The organism is Frankia sp. CoWAU3 (assembly GCF_977971855.1).
Window position 1 is genome coordinate 1 of the sequence record NZ_CDWWXB010000081.1, and the last position, 912, is coordinate 912.

At 70.0% G+C, this 912-nt stretch carries 1 protein-coding gene; it reads right to left on the reverse strand.

Going from position 1 to position 912, the window contains the following annotated elements:
* Positions 1-129 precede the first annotated feature (129 nt).
* Positions 130-912, reverse strand: a 783-nt coding sequence (locus tag AC08ON_RS09560) for a DUF58 domain-containing protein (RefSeq protein ID WP_476616803.1), incomplete at its 5' end; no start/stop codon positions are given.

The window sequence follows — 912 nt, forward strand, 5'->3', positions numbered from 1 at the left end:
CCGGCTCGCCGAGATCTTCGGCCTCGCGAGGTGGGCACCCCGGACTTAGGTAATACACATCCGGAAGATCAACTTTGGTCATGGGCTGCGAAAACTCCAACCAAGATCGAACTATCTAGGAAACTCCCGCTAGAGCCGGCCGAGGGATTTCAGGGTGAGGTAGGTGTCGGTGACGGCCGCCGCGTAGCCGCTCGGCGGTGCGTCCACCACCTCGACCCCGCGGCGGCGCAGCGTCTCGGTGAGCTCCCGTCGCCGCAGCAGAGTCTGTTCGGCAGCCGCGGCCGCGTACACCTCACGGACGTCACCTCGGCCGGTCGTCATCTCGTCCACGCGCGGGTCGCGCAGCGCCGCGACCACGACAGTGTGCCGCGCGGCCAGCGTCGGCAGAGCCGGGAGCAGCCCCTCCTCGATCACCGCCGGTACCAGGTCGGTGAACAGGACGACCAGGGACCGCCGCGAAGTCCCGCGCAGCACCGTCGACACGATTCCGCCATGATCGGCCTCGATCAGGGCCGGTTCCAGGGTGGCCATCGCGTCGCTCATCCGGGCGAGCAACCCGTGATCGTGCCCGCCTGGCAGGGTGATCCGAGGAACGCTGTCGTGCGCCACGAGACCCACCTGGTCACCCGCGCGTAGCGCCACCGCGGTGAGCAGCAGCGCGGCGTCGAGCGCGTGGTCCAGGCGGGGGGTATCGCCGATTCGCCCGGCCGAGGTCCGACCCGTGTCGAGTACGCAGACGACCCTGCGGTCACGCTCCGGTCGGAAGGTACGGACGACGACGGTCCCGCGCCGGGCGGTACCCCGCCAGTCGATCAGCCGAACGTCGTCGCCGATCACATAGTCCCGCAGGCTGTCGAACTCGCAGCCGGCGCCCGCGCCGCGGATGGCGACCTCGCCCTCGACCTCCCGCAG